This is a genomic window from Streptomyces sp. 796.1 (assembly GCF_047525675.1).
Classification (GTDB): Bacteria; Actinomycetota; Actinomycetes; order Streptomycetales; family Streptomycetaceae; genus Streptomyces.
In genome coordinates, this window is sequence record NZ_JBLIWA010000098.1 from 1 (window position 1) to 2,349 (window position 2,349).

The 2,349-nt window shown below is 71.4% G+C and carries 2 protein-coding genes; both read right to left on the reverse strand.

The window, feature by feature from the left end; translation table 11 throughout:
• The coding region (locus ACMA1D_RS31865; RefSeq protein WP_414727454.1) for a beta-ketoacyl synthase N-terminal-like domain-containing protein at positions 1 to 786 on the reverse strand (786 nt) is incomplete at its 3' end.
• Positions 787 to 835: 49 nt separating this feature from the next.
• Positions 836 to 2,349 (reverse strand): SDR family NAD(P)-dependent oxidoreductase (locus tag ACMA1D_RS31870; RefSeq protein WP_414727455.1); only part of this gene is annotated, 1,514 nt, incomplete at its 5' end.

Genomic DNA, 2,349 nt, shown 5'->3' on the forward strand with positions numbered 1-2,349 from the left:
CTCCGCAAACGCCCGGCACCGACCATCACTCGACAACCCACGCTGCCGACTGAAGTCCACCCAGAGGTTCGGGGTCGCCATGACCGTGGCACCGCCGGCCAGCGCGAGGCTGCTCTCGCCGGAGCGCAGCGACTGGCAGGCCAGGTGGATGGTGACCAGCGACGAGGAACAGGCGGTGTCCACCGTGACGGCAGGGCCTTCGAGACCGAAGGTGTAGGAGATGCGGCCGGACGCGACACCCCCCGCGGTGCCGGTGCCGCCGTAGCCGTCCATCAACTCCAACCCCGCGTTCGTCCAGGGGTTGTAATCGTGTTGGATGACGCCCGCGAAGACCCCGGTCTTGCTTCCCTTCAATTCCTCGGGCGGAATGCCGGCCCGCTCGAATGTCTCCCAGGCCGATTCGAGGAGCAGTCGCTGCTGCGGGTCCATGAGCAGCGCCTCGCGCGGATTGATGCCGAAGAGTTCGGCGTCGAAATCACCGGCGTCGGGCAGGAACCCGCCGACCCGCAGATACGTCTTGCCCGCGGCCTCGGGGTCCGGGTCGTAAAGGTCGTCGACGTCCCAACCGCGGTCTTCGGGGAAGGGCGTGAGGACGTCCTTCCCTTCGGTGACGAGGCGCCAGAGGTCTTCCGGTGAATTCACGTCGCCCGGGAAACGGCAGGCCATGCCGATGACGGCGATCGGTTCGGAGTTCTTCTCAGTCAAGTCGCGCAGTTGGTGGCGGGTGTTCTGGAGTTCCCCGCTCAGTCGCACCAGATAATCGCGGAGCTTGCTGTTCTCGTCCATGGGATCAGCCTTCTGCTCAATACGAGTAAGGGAGTGGGAGACCAGAAGGTCATGTTCCCAATTGCCGGTCAACGAACTCGAACAGCTCTTCGGCGGAGGACGACTGCAAATGCTCCGTCACAGCCGCCCCGCTCATTTCCCCGGCGGTTTCCCCGGAGCGCGAAAGCAGTACGCGCAGCCGGTCCTGCACTCGTGCCCGTACCGCGTCCTCCGGGGGGAGGTCGGCGAGCAGGGACTCCATCTTGTCGATTTCTCGCATGGCCCAGTCGAGGGTGTCCGTCTCGCTCGGCAGGACCTCGCCGAGGAGGAAGCGGGCCAGCACCAGCGGGGTGGGGTGGTCGAAGGTGAGGGTGGCTGGCAGTCGCAGCCCGGTGGCCTGTCCGAGCCGGTTGCGGAGTTCGACGGCGGTCAGCGAGTCGAAGCCGAGCGCGGTGAACGGCTTGCCCACCTCGACCCCGGCCGCCCCGCTGTGCCCGAGCACTGCGGCCACCTGCCCCGCCACCAGGTCGACCAGGTGCCGTTCGCGGTCCGCCGCCGGCAGTGCGGCCAGCCGCTCGCGCAGCGACCGCACGCCGTCGGCCCCGCCGCCGTCGTGCGCCGCGGTCCGCCGCGCGGCTGCCGCCCCGGCCGGTGCGAGCGCGCTGAGCAGCGGCGGTACGGGGCCGGCGGCGGCCAACCGGGCCAGGTTGAGCTTCACCGGGACCAGCACCGGCGCGCCGTGTGCCAGCGCCGCGTCGAACAGGGCCAGGCCCTCGGCCGCACTCATCGCCGCCACCCCGCCGCGGGCGAACCGCTCCCGGTCGGCCTCGTTCAGCTTGCCGGTCAGCCCGGTGCCCTGGCCCCACCAGCCCCAGGCCATCGAAACCCCGGGCAGCCCGGCCGCATGGCGGGCCCGTACCACGGCGTCAACCGCGGCGTTGGCCGCCGCGTAGTTCGCCTGCCCCGCGGTGCCCAGTACCCCGGCGGCCGACGAGAAGACGGCGAACAGGGGCAGGTCCAGGCCGCGCGTCGCCTCGTCCAGGTAGTACAGCGCGTCCAGCTTCGGCGCGAAGACCCGGTCGACGCGTTCCTCGGTCAGGGCCTCGATCACCCCGTCGTCCAGCGCCCCGGCGCAGTGCACGAGGCCGGTCAGCGGGTGGTCGTCGGGTACGGACGCCAGCAGCGCGGCCACCGCCGCGCGGTCCGTCACGTCGCAGGAGACCAACTCCACCCGCGCGCCGGCCGCCACCAACTCGGCTTGCAGCTCCCGCGCCCCGGCCGCCTCCGCCCCACGCCGACTCGCCAGTACGAGGTGGCGCACGCCGTACCGGTCCACGAGGTGCCGGGCGACCAGCGCGCCCAGGTCCCCGGTGCCACCGGTCACCACGACGGACCCGCCCGGCCGCAGCCGCACCGGCCCGTCCCCCGCGTCCGCGTCCTGCCCGCTCGCCTCCGCGGCCGGGCCCTGAGGTGTCTCCACATCAACACCCGCGGCGCTCGGGACCTCCACCCTGGCGAGTCGGGGTGCGTGGAACTCGCCTTTACGCAAGGCCAGTTGGGGTTCCTCGCTGTGTGCGACGGCCG